20 protein-coding genes are annotated in these 22,844 nt (G+C 40.3%); 6 read left to right on the forward strand and 14 right to left on the reverse strand.

Annotated elements, in window-relative coordinates; all coding sequences use genetic code 11:
- From AC0MXB_RS10650 to AC0MXB_RS10695, 10 genes are all read right to left on the reverse strand, one after another.
- The gene (locus AC0MXB_RS10650; RefSeq protein WP_474039652.1) at positions 1-798 is read right to left on the reverse strand and encodes a TrmB family transcriptional regulator; all 798 of its coding nucleotides are present in this window, start codon (positions 796-798) and stop codon (positions 1-3) included.
- A 149-nt stretch (positions 799-947) separates the two neighbouring features.
- Positions 948-1,724, reverse strand: a complete 777-nt coding sequence (locus tag AC0MXB_RS10655) for an AraC family ligand binding domain-containing protein (RefSeq protein WP_474039653.1) — start codon at positions 1,722-1,724, stop codon at positions 948-950.
- Between the two features lie 5 nt (positions 1,725-1,729).
- On the reverse strand, positions 1,730-2,326 hold the full coding sequence (locus tag AC0MXB_RS10660; RefSeq protein WP_474039654.1) for a LysE family translocator: 597 nt from the start codon (positions 2,324-2,326) through the stop codon (positions 1,730-1,732).
- A 292-nt stretch (positions 2,327-2,618) separates the two neighbouring features.
- On the reverse strand, positions 2,619-3,689 hold the full coding sequence (gene corA / locus AC0MXB_RS10665; RefSeq protein ID WP_474039655.1) for a magnesium/cobalt transporter CorA: 1,071 nt from the start codon (positions 3,687-3,689) through the stop codon (positions 2,619-2,621).
- Between the two features lie 17 nt (positions 3,690-3,706).
- Positions 3,707-4,441 (reverse strand): hypothetical protein, encoded by a 735-nt coding sequence (locus tag AC0MXB_RS10670; RefSeq protein WP_474039656.1) that lies wholly within the window; start codon positions 4,439-4,441, stop codon positions 3,707-3,709.
- A gap of 80 nt (positions 4,442-4,521) precedes the next feature.
- A complete protein-coding gene (locus AC0MXB_RS10675; RefSeq protein ID WP_474039657.1) occupies positions 4,522-6,249 on the reverse strand; it encodes an ABC transporter ATP-binding protein/permease in 1,728 nt (575 codons plus the stop codon).
- Between the two features lie 187 nt (positions 6,250-6,436).
- Positions 6,437-7,228 (reverse strand): ABC transporter permease, encoded by a 792-nt coding sequence (locus AC0MXB_RS10680; RefSeq protein WP_474039658.1) that lies wholly within the window; start codon positions 7,226-7,228, stop codon positions 6,437-6,439.
- The gene (locus tag AC0MXB_RS10685) at positions 7,228-8,007 is read right to left on the reverse strand and encodes an ABC transporter ATP-binding protein (RefSeq protein ID WP_474039659.1); all 780 of its coding nucleotides are present in this window, start codon (positions 8,005-8,007) and stop codon (positions 7,228-7,230) included. The genes AC0MXB_RS10680 and AC0MXB_RS10685 overlap by 1 nt, the downstream gene beginning before the upstream one ends.
- Positions 8,008-8,025: 18 nt before the next feature.
- Complete coding sequence (locus tag AC0MXB_RS10690; protein WP_474039660.1) at positions 8,026-9,072, reverse strand: ABC transporter substrate-binding protein; 1,047 nt, start codon at positions 9,070-9,072, stop codon at positions 8,026-8,028.
- A 289-nt stretch (positions 9,073-9,361) separates the two neighbouring features.
- The gene (locus AC0MXB_RS10695; RefSeq protein ID WP_474039661.1) at positions 9,362-10,240 is read right to left on the reverse strand and encodes an NAD(P)-dependent oxidoreductase; all 879 of its coding nucleotides are present in this window, start codon (positions 10,238-10,240) and stop codon (positions 9,362-9,364) included.
- Between the two features lie 120 nt (positions 10,241-10,360).
- On the opposite strand from AC0MXB_RS10695, the gene AC0MXB_RS10700 reads away from it, so the two are divergent.
- The 3 genes from AC0MXB_RS10700 to AC0MXB_RS10710 all read left to right on the forward strand — a co-directional run bounded on the left by AC0MXB_RS10700 (position 10,361) and on the right by AC0MXB_RS10710 (position 14,215).
- Entirely contained in the window at positions 10,361-11,737 is a 1,377-nt protein-coding gene (locus AC0MXB_RS10700; RefSeq protein ID WP_474039662.1) for a sigma-54 interaction domain-containing protein, read from the forward strand.
- Positions 11,738-11,971: 234 nt separating this feature from the next.
- Complete coding sequence (locus AC0MXB_RS10705; RefSeq protein ID WP_474039663.1) at positions 11,972-12,796, forward strand: beta-keto acid cleavage family enzyme; 825 nt, start codon at positions 11,972-11,974, stop codon at positions 12,794-12,796.
- Positions 12,797-12,811: 15 nt separating this feature from the next.
- Positions 12,812-14,215, forward strand: a complete 1,404-nt coding sequence (locus AC0MXB_RS10710; protein ID WP_474039664.1) for an anion permease — start codon at positions 12,812-12,814, stop codon at positions 14,213-14,215.
- Positions 14,216-14,423: 208 nt separating this feature from the next.
- Here the strand turns inward: AC0MXB_RS10710 and AC0MXB_RS10715 are convergent, their stop codons facing one another.
- The gene (locus AC0MXB_RS10715) at positions 14,424-15,224 is read right to left on the reverse strand and encodes a GGDEF domain-containing protein (protein WP_474039665.1); all 801 of its coding nucleotides are present in this window, start codon (positions 15,222-15,224) and stop codon (positions 14,424-14,426) included.
- 510 nt (positions 15,225-15,734) lie between these two features.
- Positions 15,735-17,462 carry a methyl-accepting chemotaxis protein gene (locus AC0MXB_RS10720; RefSeq protein ID WP_474039666.1) on the reverse strand — a complete coding sequence of 576 codons (1,728 nt, stop codon included), beginning with the start codon at positions 17,460-17,462 and terminating at the stop codon, positions 15,735-15,737.
- A 228-nt stretch (positions 17,463-17,690) separates the two neighbouring features.
- Between AC0MXB_RS10720 and AC0MXB_RS10725 the strand changes: the two genes are divergently transcribed.
- Both AC0MXB_RS10725 and AC0MXB_RS10730 read left to right on the forward strand, forming a co-directional pair.
- On the forward strand, positions 17,691-18,626 hold the full coding sequence (locus AC0MXB_RS10725) for a LysR family transcriptional regulator (RefSeq protein ID WP_474039667.1): 936 nt from the start codon (positions 17,691-17,693) through the stop codon (positions 18,624-18,626).
- Between the two features lie 97 nt (positions 18,627-18,723).
- Complete coding sequence (locus AC0MXB_RS10730) at positions 18,724-19,863, forward strand: 5-methyltetrahydropteroyltriglutamate--homocysteine S-methyltransferase (protein WP_474039668.1); 1,140 nt, start codon at positions 18,724-18,726, stop codon at positions 19,861-19,863.
- Positions 19,864-19,916: 53 nt separating this feature from the next.
- Here the strand turns inward: AC0MXB_RS10730 and AC0MXB_RS10735 are convergent, their stop codons facing one another.
- Positions 19,917-20,543: a lactate utilization protein gene (locus AC0MXB_RS10735; protein ID WP_474039669.1), complete on the reverse strand. Its 627-nt coding sequence runs from the start codon at positions 20,541-20,543 to the stop codon at positions 19,917-19,919.
- 245 nt (positions 20,544-20,788) lie between these two features.
- A complete protein-coding gene (locus AC0MXB_RS10740) occupies positions 20,789-22,228 on the reverse strand; it encodes an aldehyde dehydrogenase family protein (protein ID WP_474039670.1) in 1,440 nt (479 codons plus the stop codon).
- A gap of 97 nt (positions 22,229-22,325) precedes the next feature.
- Here AC0MXB_RS10740 and AC0MXB_RS10745 point away from each other — a divergent pair, with 97 nt between their 5' ends.
- Entirely contained in the window at positions 22,326-22,718 is a 393-nt protein-coding gene (locus tag AC0MXB_RS10745; protein WP_474039672.1) for a MerR family transcriptional regulator, read from the forward strand.
- Positions 22,719-22,844 lie beyond the last annotated feature (126 nt).

Here is a 22,844-nt window from a genome sequence, read left to right on the forward strand (position 1 = left end):
TCAACGATTTCGAATTAAGTAGGATAAGGTTTCACTTTCCTGGCACAGTTCATCAAAACATTCTTTTCCTAACTTATCAATAAGCGCTTTCCCCCAAATATCATGCTTGATATATTCTTTTGTAATTAGGATGATGGAAGGTGTAGTCGTCCAAATTCCCGTCGCTGCCTTATCACCGCTCATCTCACTAACTACAACTTCATTTGAGTCGCCAACTACGACATTTAATCGCTTACCTAGTCGTGTTTGCGAGCTATCCCCGCAAGAATCCAGATTTATCGTATAGGCACACCCGAGACTATAAGAGCCAAATACTCCAGCAATAACCCGTATTCCTCGCTGCTCTGCTAAAACAAGCTGCTCTTTTAGCACCTCAGCCTCTTGCGGCCAAAGTGAAACCAATACATCTTTCGTTGCATGTTGAATAACTTCAACGGCTTTTTCAATTACAGACTGATAGCCTGAAAGGTTCCAAGTCAAATCAATATCCGGTATTGGTGTTACCTTAGTTAGCAACCCGTTCAAGCTTTCCATTCTTTCGTCAAATTCCCGATGAATTCTGCTCAGAAGTACATCAGGATCTATGGGATAATATAATACCGGCTCAGACGTACTTGATAGAATAAATCCTTTGTTTTTTAAATTCGTCAAAGTTTCATAAATCTTTGCTGTTGGTATTTTGGCAATCTTGCTTACTTCATATCCAATAGCCGGATTCTTTTGCAGAAGTGCAAGATATGCTTTCGCTTCATAGGTAGAGAACCCTAATTGAGTCAACTTATGAATTAAATCATCCATAATACCCTCCTTTTAACCAGCTACCTTGCTTTTACCTATATACTACTCTAAGAGTAAGAATAAAGGCAATAACTACTGATATTGAGTAGAATAAAATATAATAGCAAAGAAGTGGCAATCCCATATTAAGGATTGCCACTTCTTTGCTATTACATTAAATGTCTTTTGTACTCAAAAGCTGTTATTCCATAGATTCTCTTAAAGTGCCGATTCAAATGTGATAAATCTACAAAACCACATTCGGCAATCGCCGAGTAAACATCTTCATTGCGTTCTAATAATTGCTTGGCCCGCTGTACCTTGCAAAGTATAAAATACTGATACGGTGAAATTCCCGTATTAGCAGTAAATAAACGGATAAACTGAAACTTCGACATAGCAAGTTCTTGGCATATTTCATCAAGACTAAGTACCGCTTCTCGTTTAGAAAAAATTATTTCTTTCGCCTTTGTAACTAGTTTACTATCTTTCTTATCCGCTTTACAAATCTCAGTTGGTCCAAATTTACTTATAAGAGACAGCAGCAATTCGTTACACAAGTCCTCATCTTTTCCACTCAAAACGGCATTGGAAAGACTCAAAATATGTTTTCTAAGGCCTTGATTATAGACAATAGGCGATACAAACCGAACTATATTCCTTTTCCCTAGTATCTCTAAAAACACCCGTGGCTGAATATAAAGCATAACATAATCAAGGCCCGTCCTATCATGCGCCCTACCATCATGTATCTGTTCGGGATTAAACAGCATAACCCCACTAGCATAGGATGAATGTAAACTGCCTTCTAAATTATACTCTTGAATACCACGTAGCGTTACACCTAAGGCGTATTCTTCATGGCAATGCTTTTTATACATGAAATCAGTAAAACTAGCCGATAATGCAGTGATATTTGACAATTTTTTATATATAAACTTTTCCACGCCCATCACCACCTAATCATTTCAACCAAGCCCGAGCTTATTATAGCAGAATAGAGTAAAAAAAGTGACATACTTATATTCACTATTTTTTGATACTTCAGCAGTATTTCTTTAAAAATTGCACCAAACAGCACCCAAGTCACAAATGCTAAGAAGCCAATAACACTAATAACCCCAACAAATATTGCCAACATATACAATTCCGTATAGTACGGCATAACAAAACCTGGAATTACTGTCATAGTAAACAACACGACCTTAGGATTTACGAACTGCATAATGAACCCTGAGCTAAAGTTGGCGACTCCCGCTACAGCTGTATCTACTGTATCCATATTATATATCTGATAAGCTAAATACGCGATATAAGAGCCGCCAACAATCTGCATGATCAGCAAAATCTTAGGTATTACACTTACAAGTATGGTATTTAATATTGCGGAAATGACAAGTAAAATACTAAAGGCAATCGTTGCTCCATAGGTATATTGCATCGCTTTTTTAACTCCATATCCCTGTACTGTAGCTAATATGACAATATTAGTCGGCCCAGGGGTAAAGGTTATAATAATGCAGTATATAAAAAAAGTTGTAATATCCATGATATACACCCCTCAATAGTTGTTATCAAGGATAATACAGCTAAAAGATAAGTAGGTATAGTACATTATTGCAAAGCAAGAAAACGAATCAGATCCTCGAATTTGCGCAAAAAAGCTGCTACTGAAATAAATCAGTAACAGCTTTTTCTATATGTAGATCTATCCAAATCTTTAAGCAACTTGTAAAGGTTGCAACTAATTTGTTCAGTTCGGCAGCGGAGTCAGCCAGTTGCTCAGCAAATCCTTTCATTGCAAGTAAAATAATCAATATCTCCCACGGATATGGTTGGCATTACAGCCAGGACTTTCTTCGGAAATAAATTACCATGGCCGAAGTCAAGAAAACCATAACTACTAAAACGCCATAATAGCCATACTGCCATTTCAATTCTGGCATATTTTCAAAATTCATTCCATAGACGCCCGCAATAAAAGTCAAGGGAATAAAGATTGTCGAAATTACTGTAAGTAATTTCATCACTTCATTCATACGGTTACTAATACTAGATAGGTAAATATCCAGCATGCCTGACAGCATGTCCCGGTAAATCTCTACGGTTTCTATAACTTGAATCACGTGATCATAAATATCGCGCAGATAAATATAAGTCGCTTCTTGAATATGTACCGACTCGCCGCGCTCCAGTTCGCCAATCAATTCTCTAACTGGCCAGATTTCCTTGCGAATAAATAACATATCGCGCTTCAGTTGATGTAATTCTTGTAAAAGTCTTTCATAGGGATGTATAACAATCTGCTCTTCCACCGTCTCAATTTTTTCTCCTATTCGTTCTAATACAAGAAAATAATGATCCACCATATTATCTAACAAAGCATAAAGTAAATAATCGGCTTTTCTTGTTCTCAACTTTGCGCGACCTTGAATAACCCGTTCATAAACGCCGGAAAACACATCATGAATGCCTTCAGTCCTCTCCCGGAAAGAGATTACATATCCCTCTCCCAAAATAAGACTAATTTGTTGACTCTCATAGCCCATTTGATTTTGTTGGATTGTTAAGGACTTGGCAATGACACAGAGATATTCGCCATAGTCTTCAAACTTAGGCCGTTGATTCGTATTTAATATATCTTCTAAGGTCAATGGATGGATTGAAAACTCCATTCCGATATCTGCAACAACCTGAGCGTTCAATCCTTGAATATCAATCCAAGTCACACCAGATTGATGCATTAAGTCCTTCAACTGCGCCAGCGGCGGATTCTCCTTTTCCTCGATAAGATTCTCGTTATAATGGATTACGCGAATCTTAACCTCCTCAGAATAAACATCACCAATATGTAATAACGTTCCGGGCGGAAGTCCCACCTTTTCAGCTATTGAACGTCTTTTTTTCTTCATGCATGATCCCTCTAATCTTAAAGCTTCAACATATAATCTGCTGCCCGATTCATAATGCGTTCTGTCATCCCCATGGGATCTTTCCCATTCGCTTCTCGAATATCACGTAGCATCCAAATTGCTTCATTAGTTTTACTATCAAGCAAAATATACTCCATTCCGGCATTTGCGTAGGTATCATAGTGAGCCGGTGTTACTACAGTTCGCTCTACCGGTTTTCTGACCTTCATTTTTTTATGTACCCAACGGCCATTTGAGTCTAGAACCTCCATATCCGCTTCCGACTCAACTTGCTCCGTGTAAGTATAAGATGATTCTGGCACAAAACGTTTGTCATAGCCAAAAGCAGTTACTTTAATATTTAAAACAGCATCTGCTATGATCGGCGTAAATTTATCAATTTCGGATTTATAACGAACTGGGTCTTCCTTTTCAAGTTGTCGAATATTTTCTCCTGTCGCCTGACTAACTCGATCTTTTAATTGATTTAGCGTAATAAATTGAAAATGACTTTTTGCCCATCTATTTCTATCTTGAAAAAATGTATTTAAATAAATATTTTCCAACTTACGCGAACTAAATTCATCGAACTTTGCTTCAGGAGCAATAGCCATAGTAACAACTACAGTTTTCACACTACCAAAATTAAAGCTAGGACTTTTCCATTCATCTTTTCGTTCTTCGGCCTGACAAATTGACAGGGATAAACATAATACAAAGGTAAGCAATACAAGAATCTTTTTAAACTTCATTAATACCCTCTCCTCTATTTATGATATAAATTTCAATGTAGCTATTAAATCATTATTAACTTTTCAAAGCTAAAGTGGCTCTATCGTAACGCCTGCAAATTCCAGTCACCTTGGCCCGTTATGACTAACTGCTTATCGTGAAATTCAGTAAGTGTTGAGCGGTGACCCACACTGATGATAATGGACTGCGGAAATTTTTCCACTAACAAACGATATAGTTTTGCTTCCGTTACTTCATCTAAAGCAGAAGTTGCTTCATCTAAAAACACGCTGTGGGGTTTGTGGAGAATCAAACGAGCAAAGGCTAACCGTTGCTGCTCTCCCGGAGATAGAATTTTCATCCAGTCTTGTCGTTCATCAAGCCGCTCCGTAAATTGCGACAGACTACATTCAATTAGCAAAGCTTTTAACGATTCATCACTTAGGTTCGGTTGACTGGGATAACAAAGTGCTTCCCGCAAAGAGGTCTGAGGAGCATATAACTTTTGTGGCGCAAACCAAACAGGCTCCGTCAAATTTGTATCACCTTGTGTATGCGGCCAAAGACCGGCTAAGCTGCGCAACAGCGTGCTTTTACCTACACCAGAAGGTCCTGTTACCAATAACTTCTCACCAGGAGAAAGCTGGAGCGTTAAATCTCGAATCAAAACGGCGCCAGGCTCTTTACAGACTGTTAGCTTGGCGGCAATCGCATTTTCAATTTTAGAAACAGGCGCGTTATCTCGCTCTGACCGCATAAGCTCGGCCTCATCCATGGAAGCAGCAAAACCGCGCAGACGATTGGCAACAGCCTTCCATTCCGATAATTGCGTATACACCGTAATAAAAAAAGATAAGGCCGATGCCACCTGTTGATAGGCGCTAGAAATTTGCATCATTTGACCTAATGCAATTTCTTTCTCAAAATAGCGTGGTGCTGCAACAACTAAAGCAAAAATCATGGTTAAATATTCATATCCCGTCTTCCACCAAGATAAGCGCTTATTTGCTGTCATAAGACGACGATAATTGCCAACAATGAACCGAAAGCGCTCACTTAAATTGCCCGATTCCCACTTTTCTCCCCCCAACAAAGCAATACTTTCATCATTTTCACGCAGGCGCATCAAATTAAACCGAAAATCCGCTTCATACTGCTGTTGTGTAAAGTTCAGCGGTACTAAAAGTCGACCAATTTTCGTGGTAATCCATGTTCCTATCAAAGCATAGGCTATAGCTAACCAGACAAGATATCCCGGTATATGGATCTTAACGCCACTTAGGGTAACGCTACCGACACCAGACAACCCCCAGAGAATAAAGACAAAAGATACTAAACTAACGGCTTGATGAATAAACGCGAGGAATAAGCTAATTGATATATTTACAAAACTGGCAATATCCTCGCTGATTCGCTGATCAGGATTATCAGCTTGTCCAGCGCCTCCCAGAAATCGCATCCTATAGTAAGTATGATTAACAAGCCATTTATCAACTAGCTGCTTGGTTAGCCATTGGCGCCAACGGATTTGCAGCAACATCTGCAAATAAGTGGAGTAGCCTGTAAGCAGAACAAAAACAGTCACAATGAGAGCAAACACGCGGACAGATTGCCAAAAGGCGTCTTGATCTAAGGCGCCTAGAGCATTATAAAACTCAACATTCCATTCGTTTAACCGAACACTTAGATATACGCTAAATAAAGCCAGAACAATTAAAAGACTTAGTAGCCCAAGCGCCCCCCACTTTTCCTTCGACTTCCAGTAAGCAAGCAGTAAAAACCGAATTGTAAGAAAATCGCTCTTCTCTGGTTTTATATAGGCCCCCATAAAATCCCTCCGGATATAAAATTCTCATTTCCATCATTATTTGACAATCAAGGCTTTTTCCCTTTCCAATCTTAAAGTTTTTCTTGAATGAATAATACGAGACACCAAAACCGTCCTGGGCAAAAAAAACGCCTGTACTATAATGAGTTGCATATAGTACAGGCGTAATGATTGAATACAGTATGAGTTAATTTTTCCAGGGAATAAGGCACTTTTCCACCCATTGCAAAAAATGATTTAAAATAACGCCCATCAACGATAGCGTCAAGATTCCAACCATGAGTTTCGTTGTCAGCATTAGATCGCCATAGTGCAAAATCATCGCGCCGATGCCTTCCTTCGCTGCAATCATTTCCGCCGCAACTAAGAGCAGCAAAGCCGTCCCGGCGGCAAGCTTTAATCCAGCAAAAATGACCGGCATAGCCCCTGGCAAAATCACCTTGCGAAGTATGTTGTACTTAGTCGTTTTGAAACTAACAGCCACCTTGATGAGAAGTGGATCAAGATTTTTCACGCCGGAATAGGTGTTGATTACAACAGGGAAAAACACTCCCAGAGCAATAATCAAAACCTTCGATAACTCGCCAATGCCCAACCAAAGAATAATTAATGGCAATAAGGCAAGTTTAGGGATAGGATATAGAGCATAAATCACGGGATTGCCCATAGCATCAGCCAATTTAGAAAATCCTAAGAGTAGTCCCATTAAAATTCCCGCCGTACTGCCAATGAAGAACCCAATTAAGATGCGGATCAAGCTGGCTTGCGCATTTATGAGCAATTCGCCGCTTATCACCATATCCCAGCCAGTCAGCAAAATGGAGGTTGGTGCAGGCAAAAACAATTCTGATACAACACCGCTGCGACTAATCAATTCCCAAAGCACAAATAGCAATAACATGGCCACGACAGAGACCCATTTGCCTGCGTCTTTTTCGATAGAAGCTAAACGATTCACAACTTCACGTTGATAAGCCATTATTCGTCTCCCTCCTGCAGGGCATCCTGGGCGTCCTTGCGGATCATCTGCCAAATTTGTTCTGCATAGTCATTAAAAGCGGTCATATATTGACTGTCATCTCTGCCGAATTTAGGCAAATCAATGGGTATCGTGTTCACGATGCGGCCAGGACGCCGCGACAAAACAATCACACGATCGGCCAGGTAAACGGCTTCTTGAATATTATGGGTTACATAAAGCGTACTCAGCTGCGTCTGATGCCAAATTCGCAGCAACTCTTCCTGCATCAACGTCCTAGACTGCGCATCAAGAGCCGAAAAAGGCTCATCCATCAGGAGGATGTCCGGCTGAATCGCCAAAGCTCTGGCAATTCCAACGCGCTGGCGCATCCCCCCGGAAAGCTGGTGCGGAAAAGCTTGACTAAAGTTCGTTAAACCAACGAGCTCCGTATAATATTGTACTCGCTTTTGCTGCTCCGCCTGCGGTAATTTTATGGCTTCTAAACCAAAGGCCACATTTTCAGAAACAGTCATCCACGGAAAAAGGCCCACTTCCTGAAAGACAATCCCAATCGAAGGATCGCGATCCACTGTTAAGCCTTCTACATAAATTTTTCCCGAGGTGGGGCTAAGCAGACCCCCTACCATATTTAAGAGTGTCGATTTACCGCAGCCGCTTGGGCCGACTAAAACAACAAATTCCTTTTCCTCAATCGCAAAATTTATCTTTTCAAGGGCAACCGTCGCTTGCCCTCGCGTCGAAAAACTCTTATGAACGTCTTCAATAATTACTCTCATTCTATCCTCCTGAAAGCCCTACTTCAGCTCTTTCAATGCGGCTTCCCACAGATCTGTATTGACGACTTGAGAACCACTAATCGGTTTATCCATCATTTTGTGGCTGACATACCAGTCAATCTGTGTTTGGATATCGGCACTTAACAGTTTCCCGTCACGATCAATATAGGGTAACCCGGATTTCACATCTTCTACCGGAACTCCCGTATATTTAGCAATAATATCAACGACTTCATTATAGTTTGCACCAGGCACTACTTTGCCGTCTTGTTTATTGAGTACCGCATCATAGTAGTAGCGAGTTGCTTTTATATAACCTTTAAGGAATTTTGTCGCTACATTTTTATCTTTAGTAAACTTCGGTGAAAAAAAGATCCCTGAAGTCTGATACTCCATGACATCGCCAACTTGTACCATTACTTTGCCGTAACCAGCGGATTCGACCTTACTAATATTGGGTTCATTCAAGATAACCGCATCAACTTGCCCGCTTTGCAAGCTGGCCATTAACGAACCAATACTGCCAAGCGAAACGATCTCTACATCATCTAGGGTTAATCCTTTTTCCTCTAATAAGCGGCCTATCATATAATGAAAAGTGGATCCCTTCTGGGTAATGCCAATGCGCTTCCCTTTTAGGTCCTCAACTTTTTTTATTCCTTGATCCCACAACGCTTTTCTTACCAGAACAGCCGAAGAGGAATATCCCGCCTGTTCCCGGCCTTTGTCGGCGACAATAGATAGCGATTGACCACCGCCAACCATATTAAACAAGCTAGCCGTGATGCCTGTCGCACCAATATCCACTTTATTAGATGCTGTCGCAACAGCAATAGGTTGGGCCGCTTCAAACCACTCCACATTTAAATCTAACCCTTCTTCTTTAAAAAAGCCCTTTTCAATTCCAATAAAGATGGGCGCGGAACTCGTAAGTTTCAATAAGCCTACATTAACCTTTTCCGGCTCAGTTGACTTACCACAGCCAGTCAGCAACACGGCTGCCAAGAAAACACCTACCAGGATTGACAATATTCCCTTACCTACTTTGCCTACGTTTCTACACATCGTCCAATTCCCCCATTTCATTACCACTCCATACTACCATCCTACAAAATTCCTAGTTGTTTGTCTCCCCCTAAGAATGCAAAAGTTCTCATCCGGTTAAAGACGAGAACTTTTCTCGCAGGTCTTGTATTTCCTACTAATATAACACAGCTTATAGCGACCTTCAAGATTTTTATGTAATTATACAACTGATGTCTTTATGGAGTGTGCATTATTCATATTCGAATCTTAATTGCCGCTTAGTTCTTGTCAAAGCCATGACATTTTAGACGCGTATCGGCAAATCGATTTACGATTTCTTACGGAACTTCGTATCAAGCAACTCTTCAAATATTTCGATCATAGCTCCCTTATCTTTGTCACCCAGTCCTTTTAGTAAGGCCATTTGATAGGTTGACGTGGCCGCATGGGTTACTGGCAAAGGAATACTATGATTCGCCGAAATTGTCGCACCAGCAATCAGGTCTTTATAGGCATGCTTTAAGGGATACCCATCTTTAAAATTCGCTGCAAGAATACGTGGAATAAAGAACTCTGATGCATAACTTCTGCCTGATCCGCTATTAACAACAGCACCAATACTTTCAGGATCTAGGCCAAGTTTAACAGCCATGGGAAGAACTTCGGCCAGTCCCGCAATATTGATATCAAATAATATATTATTAATGGTCTTGGTGAGCTGACCGGCGCCATGCGCCCCCATATGCAGCACGTTGTTGCCCATATATTTGAAATAGGGCAACACAGTTTCATAGGTATCTTTATTGCCGCCGCACATGATCGTCAGAGTAGCGTCAATGGCCCGCGCTTCCATACCAGTTACCGGGGCATCGATGAATTCTACGTTTCTAGCTTTCAGACTCTTGGCTAACTCTACACTTGCCGTGTAATCAATGGTACTCATATCGACAATGATTTGATCGGCTTGCAGTAAGGGCGATAAGTGATTTATAACGTCCGTCACCACTTCTGTATTCGGTAGGCAGAGGAAAATAATTGGACAATCCGCTAAATCGACTTGATTCGTAGTTACTTCAATGCCCTTTGCTTCGAACATAGGAAATGCTGCTGAACTTTTGTCGCAGACAATCAATTTATCGCCGTATTTACTCAAGTTGAGTGCCATATGTCTGCCCATTTGTCCTAATCCAATGAATCCAAGTTTCATATGATGTCCCCCTTGTACGTTAGCTATTAAAAGTATAATATATAACCATTCCAGTACGTTCTAGCGAAATCCTTTCGATTTATTGTAAAATACATACCATAGAAAATAAGGGGAAGAGATATGAACGAAGCAATAGAAGCCTCTATTGAAAAATGGTTTAAACTTGTTATTTCTTCACTTCATGACGGCATTGTCGTTGCCGATAAGAATACGATTGTGCAATATGTAAACCCCGCTTGGTGCCGAATGACCGGAGTTCGTGCCGAAGATATTATTGGCCGCCCCATCCTGCAGGTTCGCCCCAATGCCTTGCTGCCCTTAGTTGTAAAAAGCGGTGAAGCGATCGTGAATGTAATAAAGCAAGAAGCTAACGATGCTGAATATGCTGTTAGTATCGAGCCCATTAAAGAAAATGGTACAGTACTTGGCGCTGTGACCGTTGCGAAAGATTTGACTGAGGTAAAGTCGTTAATCAAGCAACTCACCGAAATGAAAACAAAAGTGAAAGAGCTGCACGACGGCGTAAAGGGCTTGCACCATGCGTACTTTTCATTTAATGACATTGTCGGACATGGCGGCGGCTTGAAAAATATCGTCACAATTGCTCAAAAAATAGCCCGAGCTGACACAACCGTTCTGCTGACTGGTGAGAGTGGTACAGGCAAAGAACTGTTCGCTCACGCGATTCATTCGGCCAGTGAACGGACCAACGAAGCCTTCGTAGTAGTAAATTGTGCAACCTTTGTCGCCGAGTTACTGGAAAGTGAATTGTTCGGTTACGACAGTGGCGCCTTCACCGGCGCAAAAAAAGGCGGACGAGTCGGCTTGTTTGAACTAGCGAATGGCGGTACCATATTTCTGGATGAAATTGCGGAAATGCCCCTTGAGTTACAGGCAAAGTTACTGCGAGCGCTCCAGTACAAACGAATTCGCCGCGTCGGCGGTCAAGAGGAAATCGCCTTAGATATCCGCATAATTGCTGCAACAAACCAAGATTTACAAAAACTCGTTTCTCAAAATAAATTTCGTGAAGATCTTTATTACCGCTTAAATGTAGCCCAAATTATGATTCCCCCACTGCGAGAACGAAAAGAAGATATCCCAAGTATTGTATCAGCCCAATTAACTTCGATAAGCCAACGCCGGAAAAAGCACTTCAAAATCAGTGAATACGCCTTGGGGATTCTTACAAACTACCCCTGGCCCGGTAATGTCAGAGAGCTAATCAATGCCTTAGAATTGGCTACGGCGCTTAGTGATAGCGACACCATTCAAGCCGATCACTTACCGCAAGCTTTGATTGCCGCTGTTCCTGCCAGCGGGCTACGCTCTGTAAAAAAGTCCTTAGGCGAGCAAATGCTTGCTTATGAGAAAGAGTTAATTCGAAAGGTGCTTATTAAACATGATCAAACGCTAAAGGGCAGAAAAGCAGCCGCCTTAGAACTGCAAATTTCAGTTTCAACCCTCTATGAAAAGATAAAGAAATATAATATTTGACCCATTCTACGTTTCCGGAATATTATTCTGGAAAACAAGAACGAAGATATTGTTAAATAAATACTTGTCCTGCTTAAAAATAAGCCGATTTGTTCGATCCTTTATTCCAGGTATTCGGAATTACTCTGGAGTAAAATATCGATACATTCTGGCTTTTTTTGTTGGCATATAACTTGCAAAGATAAATAGTAATAAAATTGCAATAAATAAAAAACTTGAAGGAGAGTGTGCCTGATGAATAACAAAGTCATTATTACCATTGCCCCTACCGGAAATGTTCCCACCAAAGAAATGAACCCGAATTTACCGGTAACGCCGGCAGAAATTGCCGCCCAAATATATGAATGTTGGCAAGCCGGGGCTGCTGTAGCCCATATCCATGCCCGTGATAAAGAAGAAAAGCCAACATCTGATGTAAATGTCTATCGAGAAATTATGGCGGAACTAGATAAATATGAAGACTGTGATATTATTCGGCAACTATCTACGGGAGGTAGAGCTGGCAACTCCTATACCGAGCGAGGTCAAATGATCTGTTTAGCTCCTGATATGGCAAGTCTGGCAACAGGCTCCTCAAACTTTCCCGCCAAAGCAAATTTGAATGATCCGGAAACGGTGAAGTATTTAGCCAATGAAATGAATCAGTATGGAACGAAGCCGGAGATAGAAGTCTTTGACACAGCCATGCTGTTTAGTGCCATTCAATTAGCTGAAAAAGGATTGATTGCTAAGCCACTCCAAATCAATCTCGTAATGGGAGTGCCCGGCTCACAACCAGCAACGCCAAAGGGCTTGTTCTACTTATTCGAGTGTCTGCCTAAAGATGTTCACTGGACGATTTCCGCTATCGGCAAAGACCATGTGATCTTATCCGTCATGGCCCTATCACTCGGCGGCAATGTACGCGTTGGCTTAGAAGACAATATATATTATTCCAAAGGAGTCCTAGCTACAAACCTCGACCTCGTTAACCGGATAAAAAATATTGCCCTGGCTATGGGCAAAGAAATCGCTACACCAGCTGAAGCAAGAGAGATTCTAGGGTTAAAGAAACAGTAGAACGGGGGACTTAACGTGAATGACCAAATTAAAAAATGGCTTATCGTAATCTGCACCGGCCTGCTGATCTATCTCATCCCCATTCCCGCCGGTGTCAAACCTATTGCCTGGAAACTACTAGCTGTATTCGTCGCCACAATTGTGGGCTGTATCATCCAACCTATTCCGCTGGGAGCCATTTCAATGGTAAGTCTTTGCCTTGTAGGATTTCTGGGTCTGGCAACAATCAACGAACTACTAGCTGGGTTTTCCAATTCAACAATCTGGCTGATTGTGTCTGCGTTTCTACTAGCTAGAGGCTTCGGTAAAACGGGGCTGGGACGTCGTATTTCCTATCTTTTAATATCGAACTTCGGCGATAAGGCAATGAAGCTTGGTTTTGCCATCATGTTAAGTGAATATGTATTTAGTCCTGCTACCCCCTCTACTACCGCTCGCGGTGGCGCTATTGTATATCCCATTGCCCGTAGTTTAGCTGCCGCCTTTAATTCGGAGCCCGGCCCGACCGCAAAAAAAATTGGCGCCTACCTCATGCAAGTCGGATTTCAATCCAACTGCATGAGTGGTAGCCTCTTTCTGACAGCAATGATTGCTAACCCGGTTATGGTTGTATTTGCGCAACAAGCGTTCGGACTTAAAATCAGTTGGATGGACTGGGCTATCGCCGCATTTGTTCCCGGTACATTAGCGATGATTCTAATCCCGGTGCTCATGTACTATATCCTACCGCCGGAACAGAAGAACACACCAGAAGCTCCAACTTTGGCTCGTGAAGAGTTGAAGAAAATGGGCCCCATGTCCACTGATGAAAAAATCATGTTTATCGTATTTATTGGCAGTATTCTGCTCTGGGCTACGGCTACTATGACAAACATCGACGCGACCCTCATCGCCCTTGGCAGTGGCGCTATTCTGATGGTAACGAACGTACTAACTTGGAAAGACGTATTGAACGAAAATGGCGCTTGGGATGCTATGGTATGGGTTGGCGTATTAAGTACGATTGCTGGCCTGCTAAATAAGCACGGATTAATTGCTTGGTTTAGCAAGGCCGCAACAGCCTCGCTTGTAGGGATTCCTTGGCTGCTGACCTTAATTGCAATCCTGGTAATCTACCTGTATTCCCATTACCTCTTTGCTTCCATTACGGGACATGTTGTGGCTATGTACCCGGCATTTATTGCTGTGGCCGGAGCTGCTGGCGCTCCTCCGATGCTTGTGGCTCTGACAATGGGCTTCTTCTCTAACTTTTTTTCCTGCCTGACGCATTACGGCAACGGCGTCGGCCCTATCTACTTTGGAGCTGGCTATATGTCGCAAGGTACTTGGTGGCGTATCGGGTTTACCATGTCCTTAGTGTATCTAGTCTGCTGGCTTGGCGTGGGACTTGCTTGGTGGAAGGTTTTAGGCTTGTGGTAGGTTCATTATATTGACTAAAAAAGAGAAACTCTGATAAATAAAGCATTTATCGAGCTTCTCTTTTTTCTGTTGTACCTATCAAGTATTTTTCCATAGTCAGCTTACAATTCCTATTTTTCCCAACTCATTATATATTCCTTAAAGCCAGAGCTTGCATTCGCTTGTTCAGCTTCTATTACAAAACCTTCATTTGCGTTGAATTCTGCAATCATATCGGTTCCTTCTTCATTAAACGTTTTTTATTTTTTGCTTCATACATGAGCTTATCACTATATTCGATTAGTTCGTGTATCGTATTGTAGGTATTATCAAAAATAGCCATTCCATAGCTATATTTAATATCATACGGTTTGTTGCTGCTAACATTATAAGCGTTCATATGATTGTTTAGAATTTCTATATACCGGTTTAGAAATTCTGGTCGATTCTCATTGATCAATATAATGAACTCATCGCCGCCCCAACGAATCAAAGCACCTTTTCCTTCAAAAACTTCTTCTAGTTGCCTCGCAAAAAGTTGCAGCACCCGATCGCCTTCATGATGTCCGTAATTATCATTAATACTCTTAAAATCATCTAAATCAATATTGATTGCGGCCAAAACAATATTACTTTTGTTAGCCAAGGCGGCAAGGTATTCATTATATGCAATGCGGTTACCTAATCGTGTTAGCGGATCGATCCTCGCCTGACTTTGTACTAGGAAAACATAATTAATGACAACCGCAATGGCTACGCTATTCCAAATCGTTAGATAGATAAAGTAGTATAGTTGAAAGATTGATAACACGGAAGGAATAAGGGTAAGCAAACTCAATATAGCCATTTCTTCTCGCGAAATCTTAGCGCGAGCTCGATATAGAATGACTAAGTTGGCCAAATAATAGAAGTAGCTTGTGATTGGCGAAACCAAAAACAGCGGCCCTCGTACATAAATATTCTCATCCGTTATCGAAAAAATCCAATTAAATTTCAAACACCCCAGCGATATAATGCTATTTACCGCCAAAGGTACCCCTAGCCAGAGAAACTGATTTCTATTTATACTTGTGCTTTTATTCATTCTCTCATATACATATAATACTGCACAAATCGGTACCAATGGCGCCAATAAAAACCCTAAAGTATCTACTATTTTATGGGCAGTAATAAAATGGATATACGTAGTAGAATTCAATAAGACACTTAAAATTTCTAACAGCAAAATGAATATCGTTATGAGTATGAATGCCAAAAACAGTTTATGTAGGCGCTCTTTTCTATCTAACTTAAACCAAGCATGAATCGCAATGCTTGACAATAATATGACCATAAAAAAATTCAGCTGAACTACCAGCATTGTGTTAATTATTCATCCACCCCTTCCACCCCTCCCCTTGCTCAGCGGTGAAGAATAGAAATAACCCACACCTTTGACAATATAAGGTATGGGTTATTTCTATTTTCAAAACACCATCTCCTGCTAAAAAATTACATTTACCAGCAAGCTAATTCAGAAGACTCTTTTATTATGAAATCATTACAGACGAAAACGATTGCTCGCATCTTGGAGTTCCTGGGCAATATGAGCCATTTTTTTGCTTGCCTCAGCAATTTCCTGCATAGCTGCCGTCTGCTCTTCTGTCGCAGCAGATACGGTTTGGCTTTCACTCGCCGTCTCTTTACTAATTGTTGAAATTTCCGCCATAGCTGAGCTAACATTGCGGCTGTCACTCACCATACTCTGTACGATTTTCGAAATATCACCCGTTTCAACCGATGATTGTTTTACTAAGTCAGCAATTTGCATAAAAACATTGCCTGCTTCATCCACAACAACAATACCATTGTCAACTTCCTTATTTCCGGTCTCCATCACTTGTACTGCCAAATCAATTTGCACTTGATTTTCTTTTATCATCAAAGCAATCTGTTTCGCCGCTGACTCTGACTGTTCGGCAAGTTTACGAACTTCTTCCGCTACAACGGCAAATCCCCTGCCTTGTTCTCCCGCTCTAGCCGCTTCAATTGCTGCATTGAGAGCGAGTAAATTGGTTTGACCGGCAATTTCACTAATAATCCCTACGGTCTCACCAATACTACGTCCACTTTGTGCGAGACTATCTACGGCAGTTTTAACTTGTCTAGTTCCTTCGCCTATACTCTTCATTTGCGCAATCGCTTGCTCAACACCACTGACGCCTTTCGTAGTAGCTGTCGTCATATTGTCACTAATAACAATGGCTCTTTGAACATTTTCCGCTGTTTCACCAAGCTGGCTGACAATTGTCGCAACTGCACTATTTCCCTGGCTAACTACACTATTTTGCCCTTCCGCTCCATCGGCTACGCGTTGAATGGAAACTGACACCATCTCCGAAGCCTGCGCCGATTGTTCCGCACTTGCACTCAGTTGCTGCGCCGATGCGGCCATAAGCACAGCTGAATCAATAATTTTCCCGATTAATACGCGAAGGTTTACGCACATTTCGCCAAAAGCTTTTTCCAATTGACCGATCTCATCTTGACTATAATTTGTTACACAAGCATTTTCGTCCCGGCACCCCGTCAAATCTCCTTGGGAGATAGTGAGTGCTTGTGCTACCATCGCTTTAAGAACTCGCGTTATGATTCTTGCGATAATCCAACTTACCCCTATGCCAAAAATTATAGATAAAACGATAATAATTAACTGGATTTGGACCGAATTGCTATATTTTTCATTCACACTGATCTTTAATATCCCTGCTTGTTTTGAAAATTCACTAGCTAAATCGCGAAGACCAGAAGCAACATTCTCATAGGTCGGTTGTAATTGCCCCATTTGAACAAAGGCTTCACTCTGCTTGCCTTGCTGCGTAAGCGCAATAATCAAAGGTCTTTTTTCTTGTATAATTTTAAGATTATCTTGCACCTTTTTGACCAACAACTTCTCATCATTCGTTAAGTCTCCATGTGACTCAATTTTGCCTAAGAGACTTTCAAAACTTTGATCGCGCTTAGTTAAGCTATCTAAAAAGGCTTTTCTATCCGTATCATTAGCGGCATTAATCGCTTTAAACATATCTCCTTCAGCCGCTCGGTTATGTTGTCGCAGATCATTCGCCCATTCAATCATATAAAGATGTGAAAAGACCTCATCAACATCTTTGTTTGTCTCTTTACCAAAGTAAAAACTAATTATTGCGTTCACAATTAAAGCCACAATTAACAAAAAAGAAATTGCTTGTATTTTCTTCCCAATGCTCATCCTTTTAATGATATTCATAAACTCTATCCCCCTCTAATCTTAAATTTAGCCACAAGTTCTTTTAGGTATTTGCTTTCGATTGTTTCATTATCATCTCATATTCGGACTTATTATGACAAAATCCTCCATCCGGTAATTATTTAATTTTGAATCAGATTTGTCCTTACAATAATGGTACAATAAATCCAAGTAGCCTGTTGGCAAAACAAATATTAAGTCAGCTTAATGCAAAAGGGGTAGGGCACAATGACACTACAGCAGCTAAAATATGTAATCGAAATTGTAAATTGCGGATCAATAAATGAGGCGGCAAGAAGACTTTATATTACACAGCCTAGTTTGTCGAATGCAGTTAAAGAACTGGAAACTGAAATTGGAATCGAGCTTTTTATTCGGACACCAAAAGGGATCGTGCTCACTCGCGATGGTGTGGAATTCCTTGGTTATGCTCGACAAGTTGTGGAACAGACCGGACTTTTAGAACAAAGATATTTGAATAATAAGCCGTCCCGACAGCTTTGCTCTATTTCTACTCAACATTATGCTTTTGCTGTCAATGCTTTTGTCAATCTGATAAAACAAAGCGGCGCTGATGAATATGAATTTACGTTACGGGAAACACGAACCTATGAAATTATTGAAGATGTTAAAAATATGCGTAGTGAAATTGGCATTATGTATATGAACCCCTTTAATCGAAAAGTCATCGAGAAGCTGCTGAAAGAAAATCGTCTTGATTTTCATCCCCTATTTACGGCCAAACCTCATATTTTTATTAGTACACAAAATCCGCTTGCAAACCAAGACTTTGTAACACTAGATGACTTACAGGAATATCCTTACTTGTCCTTTGAACAAGGCGAATTTAATTCGTTCTATTTTTCAGAAGAAATTTTAAGTACGGTATTTCATAAAAAAAGCATTTATGTCAGTGATCGGGCCACGCTATTTAATCTTTTGATCGGCTTGAACGGCTATACGATTTCTACGGGAATTGTCAGCGCCGATTTAAATGGTGATAATATCATATCAGTTCCGCTTAAAGTTGATGATCAGATCGATGTTGGCTGGATTTCCAATCATCAGCTGCAACTGAGCAAACAAGCAAGTGCTTATTTACAGGAATTAGAGCTAGTAATCCAAAGCTACGGACTTTCCTGCACAACACAGACAGAGATATAGCTAAAAGCTATATCTCTGGATAAGTTTTATATGTTACCCTATATCACTTTTCCTATGCTATACTAACAAAAATTATGAATAGCAAGGAGGATCCCCGATGGATCATGGATTAGTAAATACCACCAAAACAGCAACAGGACCGTTTCGGTATGATATAGTGGGAAGTTTTTTGCGCCCACAGGCTTTAAAAGAAGCTAGAGAAGGATTTACAGCAAATAAAATCACTCAGGAAGAACTTACACGCGTTGAAGATGAAGCAATAAAAAAACTCGTCGATAAACAAAAAGCTGTGGGACTAAAAGCTGTTACCGATGGGGAATTTCGGCGAAGATATTGGCATCTTGATTTTTTGGCAGCTTTAGCTGGAGTCAAAGAAATCAAGGCTGAACGTTGGTCTGTAGACTTTAAAGGCCATCAGCCAAAAGCTGCAACCTTAGAAATTGTCGATAAAGTCGACTTTACCACGCATCCTTTTCTTGATCATTTTCAATATTTAAAAACAGTTGCGGGAAACCACATAGCCAAGCTGACAATTCCCTCACCATCGATGCTGCATTTAATTGCTTGCATCAGAGCCGAGCAATATATCCCCATTGAACGTTATAAAAATGAGGATGCCTTATATTCTGATATTGCAATAGCCTATCAAAAAATCATTCAATCTTTCTACGATGCAGGCTGCCGTTATCTGCAGTTAGATGATACTTCCTGGGGAGAATTCTGTGATCCGGAAAAAAGATCAGCCTATGCACAAAAAGGGATCAATTTGGATAAAGTTGCTGAAAAGTATGTAGAGATGATCAATCTGGCTATACAAAATAAGCCGACAGATATGACTATTACCATGCATATTTGTCGTGGCAATTTTAGATCTACCTGGTTTTCTTCCGGGGGATATACAGCTGTAGCGGAACCACTATTCAGCAAATGCCATGTTGATGGCTTCTTCCTAGAATATGATACGGATCGCGCTGGTGATTTTTCGCCGCTAAAATCAATCTCCGCGGATAAGAAAGTAGTGCTTGGCTTGGTTTCCTCTAAAACAGGAGAACTTGAAAATAAAGAACAGATTATTGCTCGCATTCATGAAGCGTCAAAGTATGTTCCGCTGGATTGCTTGTCTCTAAGTCCCCAGTGCGGTTTTGCTTCCACCGAAGAGGGGAATCTTCTGACCGAAGATCAGCAATGGAAAAAGATTGCTTTTATTAAAGAAATCGCCGAACAAGTGTGGGGCTAGACAACACTTCCCCCGTCCCGCGAGAACCAATTTCTCCCCCAAGGTGTGGCTGACTAGAGTCCCTGTTCTTCATTGATAAGAATTACATGTATCCTTCCCTTAGGATAGGACTTCTCTGTTATCGACCAGTTGTTACATATTCTTGTCGGCGAAGAACAATCCATACAGATACCAGTGCTTACACAGGGAGTCTTTAACTCAGGATGCCGCGCCGCATTTTTCGGTGCGGCATCCTCGCGAATTCTTTTAAAAGCAGAATGAATATCCGGTGCTATCTTATTTATTCCTATAGTTAAAATAACCTTTCTGGGTCCGAAAATGATTCCACCAATACGGTTGCCGATCATATCTAGATTCACAAGAACACCATCAACGGTTACTGCATTTGTTCCGGTTAAAAACAAATCCACAGAGAGTGCTTCTTTTCTTAGAGCGATCTGTTCTTTAAATGATTTATCATGGTCAAATGTATCAATGAATTTGAAATCACTACAAATTTTACAGTATTCAATAATTCCTGTACTTCTAAGAGTTTCCGAATCACCATATGATACAGTTTTAGGCTTAATACCTTCCATAAGATTTCTTATGCTATTACCTGCTTCTACTGCATTTTCTACGATTTCACAGTTAAAATTATTTTTCAAAAGCGATTTCTGACAAATTTCTAAAAGTGACATGATTATCTCCTCCTTATTTTAAATTAAACTCCTCCAATCTAAAAAATCTATCAAATTTATACAGATAAGCATCAAAAACCTGTAAACTAATGCCACACTCTTGACTAAAACAAATTAAATTTACAATAACGCAAGTCTTTACTCTCTATAACTATACCTGATACCTTTCCCCATATCAATTATAATGCCGAAATAAGCAATTACTTAACCATATTGCCTTTGTTTCACACCAAACGACTGTCATACTAATCGGAAACGAGTATTGTTTTAGGTTCCAAATACGCTTCAAGTCCGTAGATGCCACACTCTCTACCAATTCCAGACTGCTTAAAACCGCCAAAAGGAGCTTTCATTTCAAGCATGACATCATTTATATAAATTGTTCCTGCAACTATTTTAGATGCAATCTGATTTGCTTTTTCTATGTTAGAAGAACTTATATATGCGCCTAAGCCATACTCTGTATCATTTGCAATTTCTACAGCCTCGTCTTCGGTTCTATAGGTTAAGATAGACAAAACGGGGCCAAATATTTCTTCCTTAGCAATTGTCATATCCCGAGTTACATTTGCAAAAACCGTTGGCTTTACAAAATTACCATTATCCAGTCCTTCTGGATGCCCTTCCCCGCCAACGACTAATTCTGCACCTTCTTCTATACCAATCTTTACGTATTTTTGAACGTTATTATAGTGATTTTCATTTATCATAGGGCCGATAAACGTATCCTCTTCCCAGGGATAGCCTACTTTTATATTTTCAACAGCCATTTTAATAAGTTCTTTAACTTCATTAAGACGGTGTTCTGGAACTAATAGACGGCTTCCTGCAATACACATCTGTCCATTATTTCCAAAACAACTCCTAACTGCACGTGGAATAGCTTTGGTAAAATCAGCATCATCAAGAATTATATTAGGGGATTTACCCCCTAATTCGAGAACAACTCTTTTCATGGTATCAACAGCACCATGATGAATTATCTTAGCGGTTTTACTAGAGCCAGTAAAAGAAATCATTGCAACATCTGGATTATGCGTTAATTCGGCGCCGACGGAACCGCCTAGACCATTTACGATATTAATTACGCCTGCTGGTATTCCTGCTTCATGAAAGCATTCCGCTAGAATTTGTGTCTGTATTGCGCAATATTCACTGGGTTTTATAACTACGGTGCATCCTGCCGAAATAGCTGCTGCTAATTTTATAGCAATCTGAGAATTGTTTGCATTCCAAGGTGTGATCAAAGCAATTACGCCCAAAGGTTCAAGAACAACCTTGGCTTTACCAATGTACTTCGTGAACTCAAATTCTTCTAACACTTCCTTAGCCCATAGAAAACTATTAGCAGTAAGTTGCGTGCGACCTTCAGCTGCCTTTATTGCAGCGCCATACTCTTCTACGCATGCCTGCGTTAACTCATCCGCTCTCGACATTACAGCAGCATGAAGACTTTTAAGCATTTCACTTCTCTCTTCTATCGTAGTTTTTGAGAATGTCTTAAATGTCTCTTTAGCGACTGCAATGGCTCTTTGTGCATCCAATTCATTTCCTAATGTGACACGTCCAATAATTTCTTTTGTTGAAGGATTTATAATATCAATTGAGTCTGTCCCTTTAGGTCTTATAAATTCTCCATTAATGTAAATTTTATCAATTCGGTTCATTTTTTTATTATTATCCATTTCTTTACCTCCAAAATTGATTTTCGTATTTCTCTGTGTTACACTCACTTTAATACATTCAAGTAACTTTAAGTCAAGAAAATCCAGGAGATTTTTTATGGAAAATTTTATTTATGGATCTGAACCAAAATATACAATTAATGCAGTTTCTAAAATAACGAACTTATCTAAACCTACCATACGTTATTATGAGGATATCGGATTACTCCAAGATATAGCTCGAGATAAGAATAATATTCGTTTATTCTCTGATGATCAAATTATGCGATTGCGAATGATCCAATGTATGCGAAGTACAGGAATGGGAATTGATTTAATCCGCCATTATATAGACCTTTCTAATGAAAACCAAATTGAACTTAAAGAACGTTATTCAATTGTTTTGAAACAAGAGGAACTTCTTTTAGCCAAAAAAAATGAAATTGAACAACAACTGGCTTTTATTGAACATAAAAAGCATAATTATCAAGAAAAGCTAACTGATAAATGAGTTTATCTCCCCTAAAAAGCAAAGGGATAGGGATTGTATTTCAAATTTGACGAAATACGCTCCCTATCCCTCATTTTTCTATTTGCTTACACAAATCTCGTACCTATCAGCGTAGGACAAACCTCA

Source organism: Pelorhabdus sp. sgz311001 (assembly GCF_055901755.1).

Excerpts from the sequence above, each read along its gene's own strand:
- AC0MXB_RS10730 (WP_474039668.1), top strand. The coding sequence starts at position 18,724 with ATGGATCATGGATTAGTAAATACCACCAAAACAGCAACAGGACCGTTT.
- AC0MXB_RS10735 (WP_474039669.1), bottom strand. The coding sequence starts at position 20,543 with ATGTCACTTTTAGAAATTTGTCAGAAATCGCTTTTGAAAAATAATTTT.
- AC0MXB_RS10650 (WP_474039652.1), bottom strand. The coding sequence starts at position 798 with ATGGATGATTTAATTCATAAGTTGACTCAATTAGGGTTCTCTACCTAT.
- AC0MXB_RS10725 (WP_474039667.1), top strand. The coding sequence starts at position 17,691 with ATGACACTACAGCAGCTAAAATATGTAATCGAAATTGTAAATTGCGGA.
- AC0MXB_RS10740 (WP_474039670.1), bottom strand. The coding sequence starts at position 22,228 with ATGGATAATAATAAAAAAATGAACCGAATTGATAAAATTTACATTAAT.
- AC0MXB_RS10690 (WP_474039660.1), bottom strand. The coding sequence starts at position 9,072 with ATGTGTAGAAACGTAGGCAAAGTAGGTAAGGGAATATTGTCAATCCTG.
- AC0MXB_RS10745 (WP_474039672.1), top strand. The coding sequence starts at position 22,326 with ATGGAAAATTTTATTTATGGATCTGAACCAAAATATACAATTAATGCA.
- AC0MXB_RS10675 (WP_474039657.1), bottom strand. The coding sequence starts at position 6,249 with ATGGGGGCCTATATAAAACCAGAGAAGAGCGATTTTCTTACAATTCGG.
- corA (WP_474039655.1), bottom strand. The coding sequence starts at position 3,689 with ATGAAGAAAAAAAGACGTTCAATAGCTGAAAAGGTGGGACTTCCGCCC.
- AC0MXB_RS10670 (WP_474039656.1), bottom strand. The coding sequence starts at position 4,441 with ATGAAGTTTAAAAAGATTCTTGTATTGCTTACCTTTGTATTATGTTTA.
- AC0MXB_RS10700 (WP_474039662.1), top strand. The coding sequence starts at position 10,361 with ATGAACGAAGCAATAGAAGCCTCTATTGAAAAATGGTTTAAACTTGTT.
- AC0MXB_RS10680 (WP_474039658.1), bottom strand. The coding sequence starts at position 7,228 with ATGGCTTATCAACGTGAAGTTGTGAATCGTTTAGCTTCTATCGAAAAA.
- AC0MXB_RS10695 (WP_474039661.1), bottom strand. The coding sequence starts at position 10,240 with ATGAAACTTGGATTCATTGGATTAGGACAAATGGGCAGACATATGGCA.
- AC0MXB_RS10660 (WP_474039654.1), bottom strand. The coding sequence starts at position 2,326 with ATGGATATTACAACTTTTTTTATATACTGCATTATTATAACCTTTACC.
- AC0MXB_RS10685 (WP_474039659.1), bottom strand. The coding sequence starts at position 8,007 with ATGAGAGTAATTATTGAAGACGTTCATAAGAGTTTTTCGACGCGAGGG.
- AC0MXB_RS10720 (WP_474039666.1), bottom strand. The coding sequence starts at position 17,462 with ATGAATATCATTAAAAGGATGAGCATTGGGAAGAAAATACAAGCAATT.
- AC0MXB_RS10705 (WP_474039663.1), top strand. The coding sequence starts at position 11,972 with ATGAATAACAAAGTCATTATTACCATTGCCCCTACCGGAAATGTTCCC.